The sequence below is a fragment of the Desulfosporosinus fructosivorans genome, assembly GCF_004766045.1.
Classification (GTDB): Bacteria; Bacillota; Desulfitobacteriia; order Desulfitobacteriales; family Desulfitobacteriaceae; genus Desulfosporosinus; species Desulfosporosinus fructosivorans.
This window is the reverse complement of the sequence record NZ_SPQQ01000004.1, coordinates 146,113-165,132: the sequence shown is the minus strand read 5'-3', so window position 1 is coordinate 165,132 and position 19,020 is coordinate 146,113. Positions and strand designations below refer to the sequence as shown.

General features: G+C 43.0%; 20 protein-coding genes. 16 read left to right on the top strand and 4 right to left on the bottom strand.

The features are described from left to right. Positions 1 to 13: 13 nt before the first annotated feature. The 8 genes from E4K67_RS12790 (at position 14) to E4K67_RS12755 (ending at position 8,235) form a co-directional block, all read left to right on the top strand. Complete coding sequence (locus E4K67_RS12790) at positions 14 to 460, top strand: DVU_1555 family C-GCAxxG-C-C protein (protein ID WP_135547283.1); 447 nt, start codon at positions 14 to 16, stop codon at positions 458 to 460. Next, positions 461 to 1,201, top strand: coding sequence for a DVU_1556 family methyltransferase (trsM, locus tag E4K67_RS12785; protein ID WP_135547281.1), 741 nt, complete (start codon positions 461 to 463; stop codon positions 1,199 to 1,201). Between the two features lie 12 nt (positions 1,202 to 1,213). Beyond that, positions 1,214 to 2,548 carry a radical SAM (seleno)protein TrsS gene (gene trsS, locus E4K67_RS12780; RefSeq protein ID WP_135547279.1) on the top strand — a complete coding sequence of 445 codons (1,335 nt, stop codon included), beginning with the start codon at positions 1,214 to 1,216 and terminating at the stop codon, positions 2,546 to 2,548. A 3-nt stretch (positions 2,549 to 2,551) separates the two neighbouring features. Continuing rightward, the gene (locus tag E4K67_RS12775; protein ID WP_135547277.1) at positions 2,552 to 3,904 is read left to right on the top strand and encodes a DVU_1553 family AMP-dependent CoA ligase; all 1,353 of its coding nucleotides are present in this window, start codon (positions 2,552 to 2,554) and stop codon (positions 3,902 to 3,904) included. After that, positions 3,897 to 5,048 carry a DVU_1551 family NTP transferase gene (locus E4K67_RS12770; protein WP_243454445.1) on the top strand — a complete coding sequence of 384 codons (1,152 nt, stop codon included), beginning with the start codon at positions 3,897 to 3,899 and terminating at the stop codon, positions 5,046 to 5,048. Before E4K67_RS12775 ends, E4K67_RS12770 begins: the two co-directional genes overlap by 8 nt. Then, on the top strand, positions 5,048 to 6,160 hold the full coding sequence (locus E4K67_RS12765; RefSeq protein WP_135547275.1) for an XdhC family protein: 1,113 nt from the start codon (positions 5,048 to 5,050) through the stop codon (positions 6,158 to 6,160). The genes E4K67_RS12770 and E4K67_RS12765 overlap by 1 nt, the downstream gene beginning before the upstream one ends. A gap of 9 nt (positions 6,161 to 6,169) precedes the next feature. Next, positions 6,170 to 6,793 carry an alpha-ribazole phosphatase gene (gene cobC, locus E4K67_RS12760; RefSeq protein WP_135547273.1) on the top strand — a complete coding sequence of 208 codons (624 nt, stop codon included), beginning with the start codon at positions 6,170 to 6,172 and terminating at the stop codon, positions 6,791 to 6,793. Positions 6,794 to 7,071: 278 nt separating this feature from the next. Beyond that, positions 7,072 to 8,235 (top strand): iron-containing alcohol dehydrogenase, encoded by a 1,164-nt coding sequence (locus tag E4K67_RS12755; protein ID WP_135547271.1) that lies wholly within the window; start codon positions 7,072 to 7,074, stop codon positions 8,233 to 8,235. Between the two features lie 232 nt (positions 8,236 to 8,467). Here the strand turns inward: E4K67_RS12755 and E4K67_RS12750 are convergent, their stop codons facing one another. From E4K67_RS12750 to E4K67_RS12735, 4 genes are all read right to left on the bottom strand, one after another. Next, positions 8,468 to 9,184 (bottom strand): sulfate/molybdate ABC transporter ATP-binding protein, encoded by a 717-nt coding sequence (locus E4K67_RS12750; RefSeq protein ID WP_135547270.1) that lies wholly within the window; start codon positions 9,182 to 9,184, stop codon positions 8,468 to 8,470. Next, positions 9,185 to 9,886: an ABC transporter permease gene (locus E4K67_RS12745; RefSeq protein ID WP_135547268.1), complete on the bottom strand. Its 702-nt coding sequence runs from the start codon at positions 9,884 to 9,886 to the stop codon at positions 9,185 to 9,187. 197 nt (positions 9,887 to 10,083) lie between these two features. After that, a complete protein-coding gene (locus E4K67_RS12740; protein ID WP_135547266.1) occupies positions 10,084 to 10,962 on the bottom strand; it encodes an ABC transporter substrate-binding protein in 879 nt (292 codons plus the stop codon). A gap of 81 nt (positions 10,963 to 11,043) precedes the next feature. Continuing rightward, complete coding sequence (locus tag E4K67_RS12735; RefSeq protein WP_135547877.1) at positions 11,044 to 11,961, bottom strand: helix-turn-helix transcriptional regulator; 918 nt, start codon at positions 11,959 to 11,961, stop codon at positions 11,044 to 11,046. 373 nt (positions 11,962 to 12,334) lie between these two features. On the opposite strand from E4K67_RS12735, the gene speD reads away from it, so the two are divergent. The 8 genes from speD to E4K67_RS12695 all read left to right on the top strand — a co-directional run bounded on the left by speD (position 12,335) and on the right by E4K67_RS12695 (position 18,757). Then, positions 12,335 to 12,712, top strand: coding sequence for an adenosylmethionine decarboxylase (gene speD, locus E4K67_RS12730; RefSeq protein ID WP_135547875.1), 378 nt, complete (start codon positions 12,335 to 12,337; stop codon positions 12,710 to 12,712). A 461-nt stretch (positions 12,713 to 13,173) separates the two neighbouring features. Then, positions 13,174 to 13,941 carry a polyprenyl synthetase family protein gene (locus E4K67_RS12725; RefSeq protein WP_135547264.1) on the top strand — a complete coding sequence of 256 codons (768 nt, stop codon included), beginning with the start codon at positions 13,174 to 13,176 and terminating at the stop codon, positions 13,939 to 13,941. 16 nt (positions 13,942 to 13,957) lie between these two features. Further along, a complete protein-coding gene (locus E4K67_RS12720) occupies positions 13,958 to 14,812 on the top strand; it encodes a UbiA-like polyprenyltransferase (RefSeq protein ID WP_135547262.1) in 855 nt (284 codons plus the stop codon). A gap of 19 nt (positions 14,813 to 14,831) precedes the next feature. Then, complete coding sequence (locus E4K67_RS12715) at positions 14,832 to 15,500, top strand: FO synthase (RefSeq protein WP_135547260.1); 669 nt, start codon at positions 14,832 to 14,834, stop codon at positions 15,498 to 15,500. Beyond that, entirely contained in the window at positions 15,482 to 16,564 is a 1,083-nt protein-coding gene (mqnC, locus tag E4K67_RS12710) for a cyclic dehypoxanthinyl futalosine synthase (RefSeq protein ID WP_135547259.1), read from the top strand. Before E4K67_RS12715 ends, mqnC begins: the two co-directional genes overlap by 19 nt. A gap of 4 nt (positions 16,565 to 16,568) precedes the next feature. Then, positions 16,569 to 17,327, top strand: coding sequence for a twin-arginine translocase subunit TatC (tatC, locus tag E4K67_RS12705; RefSeq protein WP_135547257.1), 759 nt, complete (start codon positions 16,569 to 16,571; stop codon positions 17,325 to 17,327). 94 nt (positions 17,328 to 17,421) lie between these two features. Further along, on the top strand, positions 17,422 to 17,781 hold the full coding sequence (locus E4K67_RS12700) for a twin-arginine translocase TatA/TatE family subunit (RefSeq protein WP_135547255.1): 360 nt from the start codon (positions 17,422 to 17,424) through the stop codon (positions 17,779 to 17,781). Positions 17,782 to 17,788: 7 nt separating this feature from the next. Further along, entirely contained in the window at positions 17,789 to 18,757 is a 969-nt protein-coding gene (locus E4K67_RS12695; protein WP_135547253.1) for a polyprenyl synthetase family protein, read from the top strand. The last annotated feature ends 263 nt before the right edge of the window (positions 18,758 to 19,020 follow it).

Below are 19,020 nucleotides of genomic sequence, written 5' to 3'. Positions count from 1 at the left end.
AGGGGGGCAAACGATGGCAGTCGATGCTTTTCGCATATTTCAATTAGCGACTCAGGGATTTTGCTGCAGTCAAATTATGTTAATCCTCGGTTTGGATGAACAAGGCAAGGAAAATCCTGACTTAATTAAAGCGATGCATGGTATGTGTGGAGGGATAGGAAGGTCGGGCAGAACCTGTGGGGTCCTTACCGGTGGAGTATGTCTAATTGGCTTAACCCTTGGGAAGGGAACTCCAAGCGAAGCCGGTCACCTAAAAATACACCTTATAGTCAATGATTTCCTAGAGTGGTTTGAAAACACTTATGGTAGTTTGGATTGTGATGGTATATTAGGCCACCCACTAGATGTTGGAAACGCGTATCCTGTACAGTGCGGTAAGATTATTACAATGGCCCATGGAAAGGTTCAAGAAATTCTTGCCGCTTATTCAGAAGACCCTGAGTCAGATGACGAGGCTTAAATGATTAAAAACAAAGTCTTCAGATTATATGAAAGTGACCTTCTGCGCCAGACGACAGGTGAGACTTTAAGACCAGGTGGATTTTTATTAACAGATTTAGGCGTTAAAAGCTGTGATTTTCTTCCTGGCGCGAAGGTGCTCGATGTGGGGTGCGGCAGCGGTGCGACGGTCGAACGACTGGTTTCTCTTTACCAGTTCCAGGCCTTAGGGCTAGATTCGTCAGAGGCCCTCTTAGAGACTGGGAGAAAGAAGAATCCAGGCTTAAATCTGATTCGAGGGCTGGGAGAAGATCTACCCTTTCCGGCTAAACACATGGACGGGGTGCTCGCTGAATGTGCCTTGTCTGTAATGGAGGACCTAGATCAAGTTTTAAAAGAGATTTTCAGGGTACTCAAACCAGGTGGATGGTTGGTTATTAATGATGTGTATGCTCGTAATCCTGAAGGTCTCAAATCTCTACAGGAACTCAATTTCGAAACATGTATCAGAAGAGCGTTACCAAAGGAAAAGCTATTTGATAAGCTTGTCGGAAACGGTTTCGACATTGTCAATTGGAGTGATCATACCAATCTATTGACCCAACTAACGGTAAATCTAATCATGACCCACGGCTCTATGACCAAGTTTTGGCTTAAGTCTTCTGCATGTTCAGTTGATGCTAGCCTGGCTCAAGCTGCGATTAAGGAAGCGAAGATGGGGTATTTTCAACTGATAGCCAGAAAAAATGCTAGTTGTAGTTAGAGAGGTAAATACATGGAAGTAATAGACGAAAGCTTATTTTCCACGACAGAGAGTTTGTGCCCAGAATGCTTGAAGAGAATTCTGGCTCAAAGAGTGGTTCAGGGGGACCAGGTTTATATGGTGAAATGTTGCCCTGAACATGGGGAATATAGAACACTGCTTTGGCGTGGTAGCCCTCAATGGGACTCATGGGTCAGACCTACGATTCCAACCCCACCAAAGGAGTGTTTTACGCGCGTTGATAAAGGCTGCCCCTTTGATTGTGGGTTATGTGAAGACCATTACAAGACGACCTGTACAGCTTTGATTGAGGTAACTCAGCGTTGTAATCTAAACTGCCGTTTTTGTTTTGCCAATGCAGGAACGGAGCTCGATGAACCTTCCTTAGATGTGATTAATGGCTGGTACAAAAACGTACTTGCTGCTAGTGGTCCTGTCAATATCCAGTTATCCGGAGGCGAGCCAACCCTTAGGAACGACTTGCCGGAAATCCTAGAAATGGGAAGAGCACTGGGTTTTAACTTCATCCAGCTGAACACGAATGGTTTGCGCTTGGCTGAAGATCCCATTTATTTGAGCCGGTTGAAGGATGCTGGACTTAGCTCCGTATTTTTACAATTTGATGGTACTGAGGACCAGATTTATCAGTCAATCAGGGGACGTAGACTCCTTGATATTAAGACCAAAGCAATAGAGTGCTGTGGTAAACATGAGATTGGAGTGGTGTTAGTACCAACTCTTATACCTGGTATCAACACCCATAATATCGGTGGAATCATTAAGTTCGCTTTGGAAAATCATCCTGTAGTCCGAGGCGTTCACTTCCAACCCGTAAGTTATTTCGGCAGAATTCCTCAAGAACCCACAGATCAAGATCGGATCACCCTCCCAGAGGTCATTCAAGCGATCGAAGAACAGACAGATGGGCTTATTAAGGCAGCCAACCTGAAACCTCACAACGGTCGCTGCTCCTTTAGTGGCAATTTTACGAGACAATTCGATGGGAATTTGAAACCGATTGTCAACAGTTCGTGCTGTACGGGACCAGAGCGGGCGGATGAGTTGGCCAGAAAAACTAGAACCTTTGTAGCTCGGCAGTGGTCTGGCGCGGATAGGTTGACGATTCAGTCTCCATGTGCCAACTCTTGGGATAATTTAATCCAACAGCTAAAAACCTTTGCTTTTTCTATCAGCGGTATGGCCTTCCAAGATGTTTGGAATGTCGATATTGAACGATTAAAAAACTGTTGTATTCATGTGGTCAGCTCGGAAGGTAAGTTAATTCCCTTTTGTGCTTATAACCTCACGGACAAGTTTGGGCACTCAATTTATCGGAGGGAGAGATAGGACTTGGGCATTAAAACTACCTCACTGGAGCCTTGGGTAAAGCGCAAAATTACTGGAGACAGTTCAGGCGTGTTAACCCGAAAGCAAATCGAGGACTATCAGTTGGGCAAACTAAATGAAACGCTTAACTGGGTATCCACTAAAAGCCGGTTCTATCCACGTTTGTACTCAGGACTAGATCTTGAGTTATCAAGTTTTCAAGATATGCTCAGACTGCCCTTTACTACATCAGAAGATTTAAAAGATAACCCTCTTGATTTTTTGTGCGTTCCCCAAAATGATATCAACAGGATAGTCACGTTACAGAGTTCGGGCACAACCGGTAAACCTAAACGCCTGTTCTTTACTGAGGCAGATCAAGAATTGACCCTCGATTTTTTTCAGTATGGAATGTTAACCTTGGTAAAGCCCGGAGACAAAGTCTTGATAATGTTACCCGGGGAAATACCAGGTAGTGTCGGAGATTTACTGCGCTTAAGTCTAGAGCGCGCGGGTGCGACAGGGGTTGTCCACGGTCTAGTTACGAACCAAGAGGCGACTCTAGAGCAAATCAAACGGGAGAATATCAACGTTTTAGTTGGGATACCTACTCAAGTATTGGGCTTAGCTCGGTATAAAGATTCCAAAGGCTGCTCAATTTCCCTGAACTTGACTAGCGTTTTATTAAGTACAGATTATGTATCTCAAGCTATTGTACAAGAACTTAAACGGGCGTGGGGATGCAAGGTGTTCAATCATTATGGCATGACTGAGATGGGGCTAGGCGGTGGACTAGAGTGTGAGGGCTTTTGTGGTTACCACCTTCGGGAAGCAGACCTTTATATCGAGATCATCGATCCCAGTACGGGACAGCTCGTTGTGGATGGCCAACTAGGAGAAGTTGTCTTCACTACTTTAACCAGATCAGCGATGCCGTTGATTCGATATCGCACAGGTGACATGTCAAGATTTATTCCAGGCCCTTGTTCGTGCAATACGATATTGAAGCGACTGGACCTGATCAAATCACGTGATCGGGTGTATTTGACCCAGACTGATTACCTAACCATGGCAGATTTCGATGAGGTGTTGTTTGTATTTGACGATGTTCTCGACTTTGAGGTAACCATGACCCAGGGCATGCAAGAAAAAGAAAACCAGTTACAACTCGATGTTCAGTTGAAGAAACCTCTTTCATGGGATGCGAAAAGAAATGTTCAACAGGCATTAGACAAAATCCCTGTAGTAAGGGATGCTAGGCAGAATGGTCGCTTGAGGGTGTTTTTTTATTTTGTAGCAAGTTCTGGAGTAATATCTAGAAAAAGTACAGCTAAACGACAGATTCAAGACAAGAGAGGGGTGTCGGAGTGTGGCTAATAAAGAAAACAAACAGGGTAGCGATTTATTAGCAGCAATCATTGTTGCCGCAGGATATTCTTTTCGAATGAAACGTTTTAAGCCACTTTTATCGCTAGGTGGGAGTACCGTATTAGAACAGGCTGTACACAGTTTCCGGGCTAGTGGAATCAGGGATATACGTGTGGTAGTTGGGCATCGGGCAAACGAATTGTTGCCTGTCTTAGATAGACTAGGGGTCCAGGCGATCGTCAATCCTAATTTTTCCGATGGAATGTTCTCCTCAGTTTGCGCTGGGGTTAAGAGTTTATCCCCCGAGGTTAAAGGCTTTTTTCTATTACCCGTCGATAACCCGATTGTGAATCGGTATACCATGGAAATGCTTCAGAACACGTTCTTCTCAACTGATTTTGGTATTATCTATCCCTCCTATAAAGGGATGAGAGGACATCCCCCCTTAATATCCAGTCGGTATCGGAACGACGTGCTGACCTGGAACAAACCGGGTGGAATGAGGGCTTTGCTAGAACAATATGAGAATGATGCCTTAAACGTCGAAGTTGTTGACCCGGGTATTTTGCTTGACATGGATACGCAAGAGGATTACTATCAGATGCTGAAGTACTGTGGCGATATCCAGGTACCCTCCGAAGAAGAATGTTATGCTATAATCAAAAGGGCCAACACTCCAGTCAAGGTGATTAATCACTGCAAGCAGGTGGCTCAGTTGAGTTGTGCCATGGGTAGTTATCTAATCAGGGCTGGTAGTCAATTAAACCTTGAATTAATAAGGGCAGCTGCGCTGTTACATGACTTAGCAAAAGGTGAACCCCAGCATGCTCAAGTAGGAGCAGGAATGCTAGGAAATTATCCAGAAGTAGCAGCAATTGTAGCAGAGCATATGGACATTTGCCTGAACCCTAACCAACTCTTAACAGAAAAAGAAATTGTGTATTTAGCGGATAAACTTGTTTTAGCCGATCAGATTATTTCACTCCAAGCCAGATTTTCCGTTCCCCTGGAGCTACACAAAAATGATTCAGTGGTGACGGGAAAGATCAGGCAACGCTTGAGTAATGCTGAAATAATTCAGACAAGAATAGAGCAACTAATTAAGATGCCTTTACATGACCTATGGAAGGCTGATTTAGGGGGACAGGGCTAGTGGAAAAAGAAGTATACCTTGGGCTAAAAGAAGTCTTTGAGCAGAAGCAGGCGGCGGCTCTAATCACAGTAACTAGTGTGCTAGGATCAACTCCCCGTAAACCTGGAGCAAAAATGTTAGTTTTCGCTGACGGGAAGACGATTGGAACCATCGGTGGCGGATGTGGCGAGGCCGAGGGAAGGCGGGAAGCCTTAAATGTAATAACCTCGTGCTCCTCAAAGCTATATCATTTGAATATGACCGCGGACATGGCTCAAGAGGAGGGGATGGTTTGTGGAGGGATCATGGGATTATTTATTGATTATTTGGGGGCTGAAAGTTCTTTGGAACAGACCAATCTCTACAAAGATTATCTATCTAGTTTAGAGAATAACAATAATCCCATCCTAGTAACTGTAATTGAAGCGGCTGAGGAACGCTTAATAGGGAAGAAGCTGTTTATCAAGAATAACGGAGACGTCTTAGGTGATCTGGGAATAGAAGAACTAAACAGAGTTGTTCTAGAGACAGCTAAAACAAATCTTAGAAGATGCCAACCATTATTAGTTAACTTGGATTCTGAGCTTAATCAATGTGATAATTCAGTGACAAAAGCAATTTTTCGGATACTGATTGAACCCCCAACGACGGTCGTACAATTGTTGATTTTAGGTGCAGGACATATTGCACTCCCCCTCGCAACCATGGCCAAAATCGTTGGGTATGAGGTTACTGTAGTTGATGACCGTCCATCCTTTGCGAACTCTGCTCGATTTAGCACCGCAGATACGATTATTTGCAATGAATTTGAACGTGCCATAGAAGGGGTAAATATTAATTCGCAGACGTTTGTTGTTATTATTACAAGAGGGCATCGTTATGATAAAGAGTGTTTGCGGAAAGTGATTTATCAACCAGCTTCATATATTGGCATGATTGGTAGCCGAAAAAGGGTTAAGGCTTTGCTCTCTGAGTTGGAAGAGGAAGGGGCTCCAAGTGAACTATTGCAAAAGATATATTCTCCGATTGGTATAAAAATCGGGGCAGAAACTCCTGAAGAGATAGCCGTGAGCATTTTAGGTGAGCTGATTAAAGTACAACGGGAGTTAGATCAGAACGGTAAAACGAAATGATCTTAAATAATGGATAAAAAGCATATTTATCTAGCCAGGCATGGTGATATCGGACTTGGAAGAGAAAAACGTTATATCGGCCAATCGGACCTTTCATTAAGTGCTCTTGGCGAGCAACAGGCTAGCTTATTGAAGGAGATATTTAGTCGGGTGCCCTTAGATAACATATATTGCAGTGATCTAGGGAGAGCGCAACAAACAGCAGACATAATTGCCTCGGCTCATCAAATCCTTCCCATGGCTCGCGTGGAGTTGAGGGAATTGAATATGGGCACTTGGGAAGGGAAAACCTTTTCGGAAATTCGAGCTGAGTATCCTAAGGAATTTAAGAATCGTGGTGAGGATATCGCAAATTACAGTCCACCGCGGGGAGAAAGTTTTTATGACTGTTATAAAAGAGTGATTCCGGTATTTGAAAGCCTTACCAAATCTGATGAATCGACAATCTTAATAGTTGGGCATGCAGGTCTAAACAGAGTAATCTTATGCCGGGTACTGGGAATACCCTTAGAAAACGTCTTTCGACTTGAACAAAGCTATGGCTGTTATAATTTAATCAGCCAAGAGGGTTTAGAGTACCGCTTGAAATATCTAAATCAAACAGTTAACAATGACCTATATAAAATGGATTGAATTGTTTTTGCGACAATTCAATCCATTTTTCTATTTTTCATTCTATTTGGAATAGTGTTCCAAAATTAAACGTTGTCCCAAACAAAGTGCGTCAATTTAGGGCAGTTAAAAGAGTCTAAAATTAAATATAAATTCCAAATTAATTATATAAGTGCATAAAATCAATGATAGAAGTAAGCTTAGCACACATTTAAGAAATATTCAGACTGTTGGCATGATTATTGCAATATATACTAATCAAGTGCGAATAAGCGCCAAAAGAAATGGAGGAAACAAAAATGTCAGTAGTTCATCAAGTGTATGGGTATTTTATGCCAACAGTAAACCTCATGGGAGCCGGAGCAGCTCAAGAAACAGGGAAACAAGCCAAATTACTGGGTGGAAAAAAAGTACTACTTGTGACCGATGCCTATCTTGAAAAAATTGGTATGGCTCAGGAAATCGCGGACATTATTGAAAAGGAAGGCGTCAAAGTTATTATATACGGCGGTGCTGAACCTAATCCGACTGATAAGAATGTGCATGATGGATTTGACATATATACCAAAGAAGGTTGTGACCTGATTGTATCCGTAGGTGGAGGATCTTCCCATGACTGCGCAAAAGGAATCGGCCTTGTTGCAGGGAATGGTGGAAAAATTAACGACTATGAAGGCGTCGATAAATCTCCATTGCCAATGGCTCCGATGATTGCCATTAACACCACCGCTGGAACCGCTGCTGAAATGACAAGATTCTGTATCATCACAGATGCTGCCCGTCATATCAAAATGGCCATTGTTGATTGGCATGTAACCCCGAATGTCTCCATCAATGATCCCTTGTTGATGATGAAACAGCCTCCTAGCTTGACCGCAGCCACAGGAATGGATGCCCTTACTCATGCAGTTGAAGCCTATGTTTCCACAATTGCTACACCTGTAACCGATTCAGCAGCTTTAATGGCTTTTAAATTAATTCCTAGATATCTACGTCGAGCAGTAGCCAATGGCGAAGATTTCGAAGCACGTGAACAAATGGCTTATGCTCAATTATTAGCTGGTATGGCTTTTAATAATGCTAGTTTAGGTTATGTTCACGCAATGGCTCATCAATTAGGCGGATTCTATAATTTGCCTCATGGTGTATGTAACGCAATCCTTCTCCCCCACGTTTCACGCTTTAACATGATCGGTAATCTCGATCGTTTTGCAGAGATCGCTGTAGCAATGGGAGAAAACGTTGATGGACTTTCTGTCAGGGATGCAGCAGAAAAATGCTTGACCGCAATCGCTACGTTGTCTGCTGATGTTGGAATTCCTTCAGGACTAAGTGCACTGAATGTAAAAGAAGAAGACTTCGCGCTGATGGCTGGAAATGCAAAGTTAGATGCTTGTCAATTCACCAATCCTCGCACAGCAACACTGGAACAAGTTATTCAGATCTATAAGAACGCAATGTAATTACACGTTCTGCAAAAAGAAATGCAAATTAAGGCTCTTGGGTTATGCCCAAGGGCCTTTTTTCTGGTCGCATGTACGACGAATGACTACTAGGTGAAATCCACTATACGGGCTTGTCGTTACCAGCCATTGGACAAAAGCGAGGGCGAACACTGCGAGTAAGAAAATGGACGGTTCCTTGCATACTTAATTTGAAAAGCATGCAAGGAACCGTCCTTATTAAATTATAATTCTATGAAGAAAAGTGCGCGAGAAAACGTTCAACTTCTTCTTTTTGAGGCTCCTTTAGTAGTTCAGATGGAGACCCTTCGGCCATTACTTGCCCATTAAGGAGAATCAAGGCTCGATTAGTTAAATGGGAAATGTCCTTAAAATCATGGCTAACGAGCACAGTTGTCGTTTTGGTCGATTTAAAGACTTGCCCCAGGTCATTGCGCAATCCCTCTTTGGTTGGGGCATCTAAGGCGGAAAATGGCTCGTCCAAGAACAGAACGTCTGGCTCCAGTGCAAAGGCCCGCGCCAAACTAACGCGTTGGGCTTCTCCGCCAGAGAGTGAGCGAGCTAATTGTTTAGATAGATGGCCTACTCCGAATTGTTCCAGCCAAAAGTCCACTCGATCCCGAATTTCCCCCTTGGGGAGGCTCCGAATTTTTAAGCCGATGGCAACATTCTCAAACACACGTGTGTTTAATAAGAGGGGCTCCTGAAATACGATCGCAATTCTACGACGAATAGAAAGGGTAACATTTCTTGGAACGGATTGGCCCTGGAAATAGAGTGAGCCAGATGTCGGGGTTTCCAGAAAGGCGAGGATTTTTAACAAACTGCTCTTACCGGAGCCATTTGGCCCGATGAGCCCCACGCATTCCCCAGGAAACAAGTGGAAATCAATATTATGCAATATGGCTTTGTGGTCTTTGATCCAGCTTATCTCCCGTGCTTCGAGCATTTATGCCCCTCCTTGCTGCTTCTGTTGAAGTAGGGTTAAGGCTAAAGTTGCCCCATAGGCAAGTAAGCATAGAATGATACTTAAGGCAATAGCGATGTCAAAGTTACCCTTGGATACTTCTAGAACCGTTGCAGTTGTTAGAACGCGTGTCTGGCCTTGGATGTTTCCCCCTACCGCCATAGATGCCCCAATCTCGGACACTACAGCTCCAAAACCAGCAATAATTGCGGCAAAGATTGAAAAACGCACTTCTTTAATAAGTAACCAAGTATATTGGAAGCGGGTTGCTCCTAGTGCCCATATTTGCAGCCTAAGTTTGGGGTCGGTTTGTTGAAGCGCAGCACAGGTTAAGGCGGCAATAATCGGAGCGGCGATGATTGCCTGGGCAATAATAATAGCTGTTGGGGAATACATGATATTTAAAAATCCAAAGGGTCCGGAGCGCCAAAGAAAAATTGAGACCCAAAGTCCCACGACTACTGGTGGTAAACCCATCCCTGTATTCACAACGCTTAAGACGAAGCGACGACCTGGAAAGGGCTTGAGAGCTAAGAGTGTACCGAATGGAATCCCGATCAGCAGGCTGATTAAAGTACCAGTGGCTGATATTCTAAGGGTAAGAAGCGTTATTTCAAGTACCTCGGGATCCCCGGTTATCAGAAGGCGAATAGCGGCTAAGATTCCTTGCCAGATCATTTCCATTGTATATCTTTCCCTTTCGGTGCAAGGATAAATTCAAGGTTATATACGATGATAGCGGTTCAGTGCTTATTGATGGAGGACCAAACTAGAAATAAGAATATCGAGGCTCGAACTTCGTATTTCGAGCCTCGATTAACTGTGTTAGATATACTATTAGATATCCTATTAATAGGAAGGAGTTACTGGAGATTCTCTAACTATTTACCAGCGTCAGCAAAGAAGAGGGGTTGGCCGTATTTGTCTTTGCCAAAGTCAGCAATGAGTTTTTGGGTATCGGCATTAATCATAAAGTCTACGAAGGCTTTGGCACCATCAGCATTTACCTTAGGGAATTTCTCGGGGTTAACCTGCATGACATGATAGATATTTAGGAGAGAAGTTTCCCCCTCCAGGAGAATATCGAGTTTCAAATTTTTCTTCGTTGCCAAATAGGTTGCACGGTCTGTCAAAGTATAGGCAGCTTTTTCCGAGGCAATGGTCAGAGTTTGTCCCATACCTTGACCAGTTGATTGATACTTATCTGCAGCTGGTTTTACGCTGGCTTTTTTCCATAATGCTTTTTCCATTTTATCCGTTCCAGAATCATCTCCACGGGTGACAAAGATTGAAGAACTAGCGGCAATTCCCTTAAAAGCATCAACGACTGTTTTTGTTTCTTTTACCTTGGCAGGATCCGTTGACGGTCCTACAATCACAAAATCATTATGCATTACGAGTTGATAGTTAATGGCTGTTTTATTATCAACTAATTTTTTTTCTGAGTCTGGTGCATGTACTAGCATAACATCAGCGTCGCCTTTTTCCCCCATGGCTAAAGCAGCCCCAGTGCCGACAGCAATGGTTTGGACCTTATAACCCGTTTTTTTCTCGAATTCTGGAATAAGCACCTCAAGTAAACCGCTGTCTTGAGTACTTGTGGTGGTCGCCAAAATTATGTTAGGATTTGCAGGCTTTGGCGTTTCGGTCGTTTGTGGTGTTGGAGTTGCTGTTTTTCCACATCCAGAGACGATCACCATGAGAGTAATCAATAGTAGAGTGAAACCAAAGTTAAGTCGAAGTCTATGTTTCTTGTTCATTTTTTTATCTCCTCTAATATATATGATTTTTTTAAAACACTTGACGTCTCCATGGACGAATCCTTCGGCGCTTCATTTCATTCATCCATTTAATAGTATTTTCCCAGTCAGTGAAGTATCATACCCGTTATGTTGGTGAACGGCTTGGATAAATCCTGGTGACCTTAAGACCTCAAGGATTTGTTGCCAAACTGGGGATTTAGCGGTCTTCCCCAAACAAACAAGATCATAGCGTTCATGAAATAAGGGGACAAAATCAAGGCCAAGTCGTTGTGCAGCTGCTTTTACTCCGACGCCGGCATCGGCTTGTCCACTCGCGACTAGGCAAGCAACTCCAGAGTGGGTGGTTTCTTCATGTTCATACCCTAGAATTTGGGCGGGAGAGATTTTTGCTGATTTAAGGTAGGCGTCTAGACGTAGGCGAGTGCCTGAGCCTTTTTGGCGGTTAATAAATTGCAAACCTTCTAGAGTAATGTCTTCCCAGGTCTGAAGATGAAGAGGATTGCCGGGTGCCACGATGAACCCTTGTTCCCTCTGAACTAAATTGACAACACAAACGGATTCTCCAGGGATGACATGTCTGACAAAGGAAATATTATAGTCTTTTGACGATTCATCCCAAAGATGTGCTCCAGAAATCTCTGCTTCTCGGCGATAAAGCGCAATTAACCCATCCATGCTTCCTTTGAAGGAGATCGAGGATTCAACAGGTATTGCAGCATGTTTGAGAAACTCGAAAAGTAGCTCGACGACCGGGTCGTGACTACCAATGAAGCGAATAACTGGTGACCCCGGAGTGTCTGAGGGCACAGTAGCAGGGTGAGGATCGTCGAGATTAAGGGCTCCTCGCAAATAACGGTCTAGGACTGTTGGATCAATACGAAGTTGGCGACCGATGTGGTGAGCGGGAATCTCGCCCCGTTTAACAAGCTCATAAAGAGTGTATTTCGAGATTTTAAGGATTTTAGCCGCTTCAGCAGCCGTTAAAGTAAGGCTCAGATAGTTCACCTCCAGATAGAAACTAACATCTTGTTAAGTTTAAAATAGTGAGGCTTGCAAGTCAATAGAACAGTTGAAATTATTCGGTTTAATTTGGTTATGTTAGTAGTAATTAGAATTTTGACTCTCAGATATCATAAGAATAGTCCTGTTCTGAGTCCGGCGTAACGAACTAAGTTGCATATTTATTATTTGCGTTGGAGCAAACTGAAGTCTGATGGAGTAGAATGCTAAGAACGATAGAAATTTTTATTGACAACCCCGAACTTTGTGCTAGAATTTAATTTGGTGGGGATTTAGAGGTACCGGAGAAAAGATATATCCGGCTCAGATTCCTTCCTATTTTATGGAAAAAAGGGGGCAACGATCACAATTGGCAAATTCTCTTGGACGTCATGTGTTGGCTGAGATTTATGGGTGTAGTTTCGACATTTTAAATGATCGTGAAAAAGTCGAAGCAATTATGGTCAACGCAGCTTTGGAGGCAGGTGCTGAGGTACGTGAGGTAGTCTTTCATAAGTTCAGTCCTCAAGGGGTTAGTGGTGTAGTGGTTATTTCCGAATCACACTTAGCCATCCACACGTGGCCAGAACTCGGATATGCAGCTGTTGACGTCTTTACGTGCGGGGACCGTGTCAATCCCTGGGATGCCTGTAACTTTTTAACCGATCATTTTAAAGCAGGTCATATGACAGCAACGGAAATGAAGCGGGGAATTGTTGAAGATCCAAAGGAAGCGGTAAATTTGTAGGAGGGATATTTATTTTACTCCGGACTAAGACAAGTACGGACTAGATAGACCTTGTGACTAAAAAGTTGCAGGGTCTATTGTATTTTTATTTAAGGTCTTTTACATACTCTGGCGATAATAATGTCATATTATCAGAGTATATTTAATAAAAAGGGCAGGACTTTACATAAGTATACCGAATATATAATAGGTTAATGTCCTATAGAAAACTTAGCTAAAGCCGAGCCTCAGCAAAGATGGCCGGTCGAATGCAACGCATTGACGATAGATATGTCCTGTTCTGTTGCTGTAGTTGCAATTATGTGCTGTAACCATGATTCAAAGGATGTTTGAGGTTAGTAGTACCACAAAGATGACAAGGTCCGTGTTAAGAGAAGGAGCCTTCCTGTAAGTGCGATAAACTGACTGGTACAGTCAGTTGTACTTTATGACTAGTAGAACGGAAGACAAGGAGCGATAGTATGGTCTCGGTAGAATTTTCCTTTGTGGAGAAACTAAACAATGTGCAAATGCGTTTGAGCCAAGAAAAAAACTTTAAGCCAGCTGGTTTTGAAGAATTAGTTCAACTAGATATGGATGAACTTGATCGAACAGTAAATCCAGCAATTGTCTTAGCTGTATGCCAAGCTTTTAAAGAACATAGCCAAAAATCAGAAGCCTTGGCTGGAATTATTCAATATGTATTTATGGCCAATAAAGTCCATAAACTAATGAAGGATGACAGCGATATTATGGAAGAACTTAGACAATTTCCGGTGCTTGTTGGGGACTTATTATATGGAAAGTTTTTTTTAGAGCTTTGCCGCGAAAAGCTACTCTCATTTCTTGACCCAGTGGCTCAAGTCATGGGAACGATGAGTGAGGGGGGGATTTCACGATGGCTCTCCCGCGACAAAAAAATAGGCAAAGCGGAGTCGCTTGAAATTATTGGAATGGAGAGCGCGTCATTAACGGCCTTAGCAGCTCGTCTCAGTGCAGAACTTGCAGGGGTTTCTGTCCCATTACAGCAGCAAGTGGAAGCTTTTGGCTGGGAATTAGGACTAGCATGGGGAGCCTGGAAAGAACGTTTGGAGAAAATCGAGGTTCAATCGATTCTTCAAAGGGCGAATACTATCTTAAACGAGATTTCGTCTGAGTCTCAGCTTCAGCTACACCCCCTCCGCGAATTGTATCTTTTTATGGCGAAGCAACTTACTACAGATTACAATCCCCAAGAGGCAGGAGCTTAAACGATCGGAGTAGACTATGCAAAAACTAAAAGTTTTTTTTGAAATGATTAAATTTGAACATACCCTTTTTGCCCTTCCTTTTGCGTATCTTGGTGCTTTTTTAGCTGCAAACGGTGTTCCCCCTAAATTAAAGCTGTTCTGGATTACGCTGGCTATGATAGGGGCCCGGACCGCAGCGATGTCCTTAAATCGACTGATTGATCGGCATATTGATGCACGTAACCCTAGGACTGCGCAAAGAGCACTGCCCGCAGGGCAGTTAAGAGTAAATGAAGTCTACCTTTATACAGTGCTCTCTTTCCTACTCCTTGGTTATTCAGCATACCAGCTCAATATATTAGCCTTGTGGTTGATGCCAATTGCAGTTTTTTTTCTTGTCTTATACTCCTATACAAAAAGATTTACTTGGGCTTGCCATATCATATTAGGAATTTCACTGGGCTTGGCCCCAGCAGGTGCTTGGATTGGGGTAACTGGTCATTGGGCTCTCGCGCCCATTCTTTTAGGGCTAGGGGTCATGACTTGGGTCGCGGGGTTTGATGTTGTTTATGCCTGCCAAGATGTGGAGTTTGATCGCAATGAAGGCCTTCACTCAATCCCTGCAATTTTTGGAGTACAGAGAGGGTTAGAGATTTCAGCGGCTTTTCATATTATTGCTCCCATCCTTTTTATAGCCGTCGGAGTGGTAATGTCAATGAGTTGGCTGTATTATGGGGGGGTCTTGATTGCTATTATATTGCTCTATCGTCAGCATCGACTTGTCTCAGCAGACGATCTCTCGAAGATCGGAGTCGCATTTTTCGATCTTAATGGGTATTTAAGTCTCTTACTCTTTGTATTTTCAATCTCAGATTTAATCTTATTGAGCTAGTGTAAAGGAGAGGTATGCTTTGCCCTCACTATTTGCTTCAAGTGAACTCTTTGACCTAATAGAAAAAGTTGAAATGGGCGAACGATTAAATTATGACGCGGGTGTTCGCATGATGAACAGTCAAGATATCTTGGCTCTTGGCTATATGGCAAATTTCGTGCGCGAACAAAAAAACGGTAATCAAACATTTTTCATTGTTGATAAACGTTTGGACACTGAGGTTCAGGACGCAACGATGTTCTACGGGAACTTGGAATCAACGGAGGAACGGATTGACCAAATGCTGCAGCTGCGGGCAGTACAGGACCAAACTGGCGAGTATCTGTCGTTTAGACCACAATCTTATTACCCTGAAGATAGATTAATTGAAGGAACGATGGGTGTCGAAACGACAACTGGTATTGAAGACTTGAAAACGGTGGCAATTTCAAGAATTTTACTTGATAATTTCGATCATATTAAAGTCTCTTGGGTCATGTTAGGTCCTAAACTGACTCAGGTTTCTCTAGCGTTTGGGGTAGATGAACTAGAGGGTAACATCGTCGAGGAGCGAATTAGTCACTTAGAAGGGGTAGATACAAGTCCGGTTTTAACGGTACGAGCCATCATCCATATGATTGAAAAGGCAGGACGAGTTGCGGTAGAACGTGACGGGGTAGGGGGATCTACATGCAAACAGAGACCTTAAAAATCATAGAAAAACGTCTAACGGGCGAGCGGTTAACCATCTCAGATGGAATCAAACTATTTCAAGATGCAGATCTTCTTAGTCTGGGTCAAGGCGCGGATCTCGTTCGAGACCAAATGCATCCGGAAAAAGTAGTCACGTTTGTTATTGACCGGAATATTAATTATACAAATGTGTGTTCCTGTCAATGTAAATTTTGCGCCTTTTATTGTAAACCAGAAGACCCAAACGGTTATATTTTGTCACGGGACGAATTACATGCTAAAATTGAAGAAACAATCGACGTTGGAGGGACTCAGCTCTTAATTCAAGGGGGATTACATCCTGATTTGAATCTTGAGTATTTCGAAGATCTTTTGCGCGATATTAAAGCTCATTACTCTATACACATTCACTCGTTTAGCCCTCCAGAAATATGGGACCTAGCTAATAAAGCTAAGTTGCCTATTGAAGAAGTTATCGTTCGCCTTAAAAATGCAGGTTTAGATTCAATTCCCGGGGGTGGAGCAGAAATCTTAGATGATCGAGTTCGTCATCTAATCAGCCCAAACAAAATAGGTTGGCAACAGTGGATGGACGTGATGACTGAGGCCCACCAGCTGGGCATGAAGACGACTGCAACCATGATGTTTGGACATGTCGAGACATTTGAGGAGCGAATTTTACATATAGTACGTGTTCGAGAGGCTCAGGATCAAACTGGTGGATTTACGGCCTTTATCCCTTGGAGTTTTGCTCCAACCAACACTCTGCTAGGTGGAGAAGGAAGTACGGGGGTCGAGTACCTGAGGACACTCTCAATTGCACGCTTAATGCTCGACAATGTACCCAATATTCAAGCTTCTTGGGTTACCCAAGGAGCCAAGATGGCGCAAGTAGCGTTGCGTTTCGGAGCGAATGATTTTGGCAGCACCATGTTAGAAGAAAATGTCGTTCGTGCCGCCGGCGTACAAACTCGTGTCCCCTTGCAGGAGATTATTCGTTGCATTGAAGATGCGGGTTATCAAGCTGTTCAACGCAACACGCACTATGAGTTGTTAAAGGTCTATAGGAAGGAAGTGTAGGCTGATGCGCAGGCGACCTCGTAAGGATAGCAATTTGCCGTTGCTAGAACATGTACTTGCCCTACGCAAAGTATTAATTATCTCTGCGTATGCTATAGTAATAGGTTCCATTATCGGTTGGTTCTTTAGTGATCTAGTCTTTGCTTATTTAGCAAGACCAGTGATCCTGTTGCAAGATATAAAGTTCATTACGACAACGCCCATGGAACCAATGCTAGTGAAGGTTAAAGTTTCTATGTTCATTGGAGTCTGCCTAGCGCTCCCTGTACTCATGTGGCAAATCTGGAGTTTTGTATTACCCGCTCTAAAGCAAAATGAACGAAAATATCTATATATTATAGTTCCAAGTTCTGTACTTCTTTTCCTTGGGGGAGCCGCTCTGTGTTTCTATGTAGTGCTGCCGATAGGAATAAAGTTCTTAATATATGCTGGACTTGGGGGAGTTCAGTCAACGCCTTTTCTGACCAAAACATCGTATCTTGGCTTTATCTTAACCTTTCTCTTAACCTTTGGACTTGTATTCCAACTACCGATTGTCTTATTGATTTTAATTCGCATAGGGATCTTGTCTCCACAAATATTAGCCAAGAAAAGACGTTGGGCAATTCTCACAATTGTCATTATGGCGGTTGTTATTTCCCCAACACCAGACTTAGTTACCCAACTCCTCATGGCGGGACCAATGTATCTCCTCTATGAAATCAGCATTTGGTTAGGTTATCTGGTGGCTCGTAATAGAGATAAAGAGCTAGCAGTAAAGTGAACTCCGACCAGCTAAAAACTGGCATCGAGTCTGAATAGTGGAACTCCCACTTTATAGAAGTAAAAACTTAGATTGGTTAAGGGGGGGCACTGACGTGGGTTTTAGTGAAATTTTCATTATTTTGGCTATTGCACTTATCTTGTTTGGGCCTGAGGATTTACCAGATATAGCTAGGACAATTGGTAAAGTAGTTTTTGAAATTCGCAAAGCAACCCAAGAATTGACCAAAGAATTTCAAAATACAATGGATACACCTAAGAATGTTATGAATAAAGCGTTTGAGCAAACTACTTCATCACGTAGTAACGAACAGAAAACACAAGCGCCGCAAAGTGGGGACAAAGCAGTAAACGACGAGGTATTGTTAAAGTACGAAGATGAAAATTCCAAGGATCCACTAGCGGAATTACCATTAGATATGGTATCTTATGAAGAAAAGGGTGCGAGCAGGTGAACCGGTTTTGAAACAACTCTGGCTCTTTAGTCAAATAAATTCAGATCTGCAACGTGTTGAAAAAGAACTGACCAAGTTCGTGGAGACGGATTATCCGATTCTCCAGGATTCGGCTGTCCATTTATTAGCTGCAGGCGGAAAACGGTTACGTCCAGCTTTTACGCTCTTAGCCGGGAAATTCTATGGCTATTCCTTGGAAAAATTAATTCCAGTGGCGATGGCCTTAGAACTCATTCATATGTCTTCACTAGTCCATGATGATGTCGTGGACGCTTCGATGACCAGAAGAGGGCGCCCGACGGTAAAAGCCAACTGGGGCAACATTGTATCCGTGCAAACAGGAGACTACCTGTTAGCTAAATCATTGATGCTCATTTCCAAGATTGATCATCCAGAGGTTGCACGTATCTTAGCAGAAATCAGTGTTGAAATGTGCCAAGGGGAGATCCAGCAGATTAAATGTTCCTTTGACGTAGAGCAAAACATAAAACAGTACTATTACCGTATAAAACGTAAAACAGCCTTACTAATCTCCGCCTGTTGCAGGCTAGGTGCTATAGTATCTGGAGCTCCTAGGCGTCAAGTATGGGCACTGGGTGCCTACGGACATTCGCTTGGAATGGCCTTTCAGATTGTCGATGATGTTTTAGATTTGACGGCCAAGGCCGCCGAATTCGGGAAACCAGTTGGAGGAGATTTGCGTCAGGGGATTATGACCTTACCCATGATCTTGGCTCTGAAATCATCGACTAACCCGGCCCATTTGAAGACGTTGCTTAGAAAAGTGGATAAAACGGATGAAGAAGTGTTGGAAACGATTGGATTGATCAACAACACTGGGGCAATTGATGAGGCGATGCATTTGGTCGATTTATATGTTTTGAAGGCGAAAAGACATTTGCAGGATCTTCCCCAGGTCCCAACCCGTAAGGCTTTGGAAGAGTTAGCTGAGTTTATAAGGGTTAGAAAGTTTTAATTTGCAATTCGTAATTATTTTTGTTTTAGTTAACGCTATCTTTCGTGATTAAAGAGGACTACCCTAGAGCAGGGGAGTCCTCTTTAAATATTCTCGTCAACAATAAATGAATGCATTCATTTATTGTTGACCACCTCAGTATTTATGGTTATAATAAAATATCACACGGTTCAGTAATTGGTAACGTATACCTACTTATTCCTCCACTAGTTTCATGACTTAGAATCCGTACTATAAAAAATATCAATATCTCTCTGGAGGGA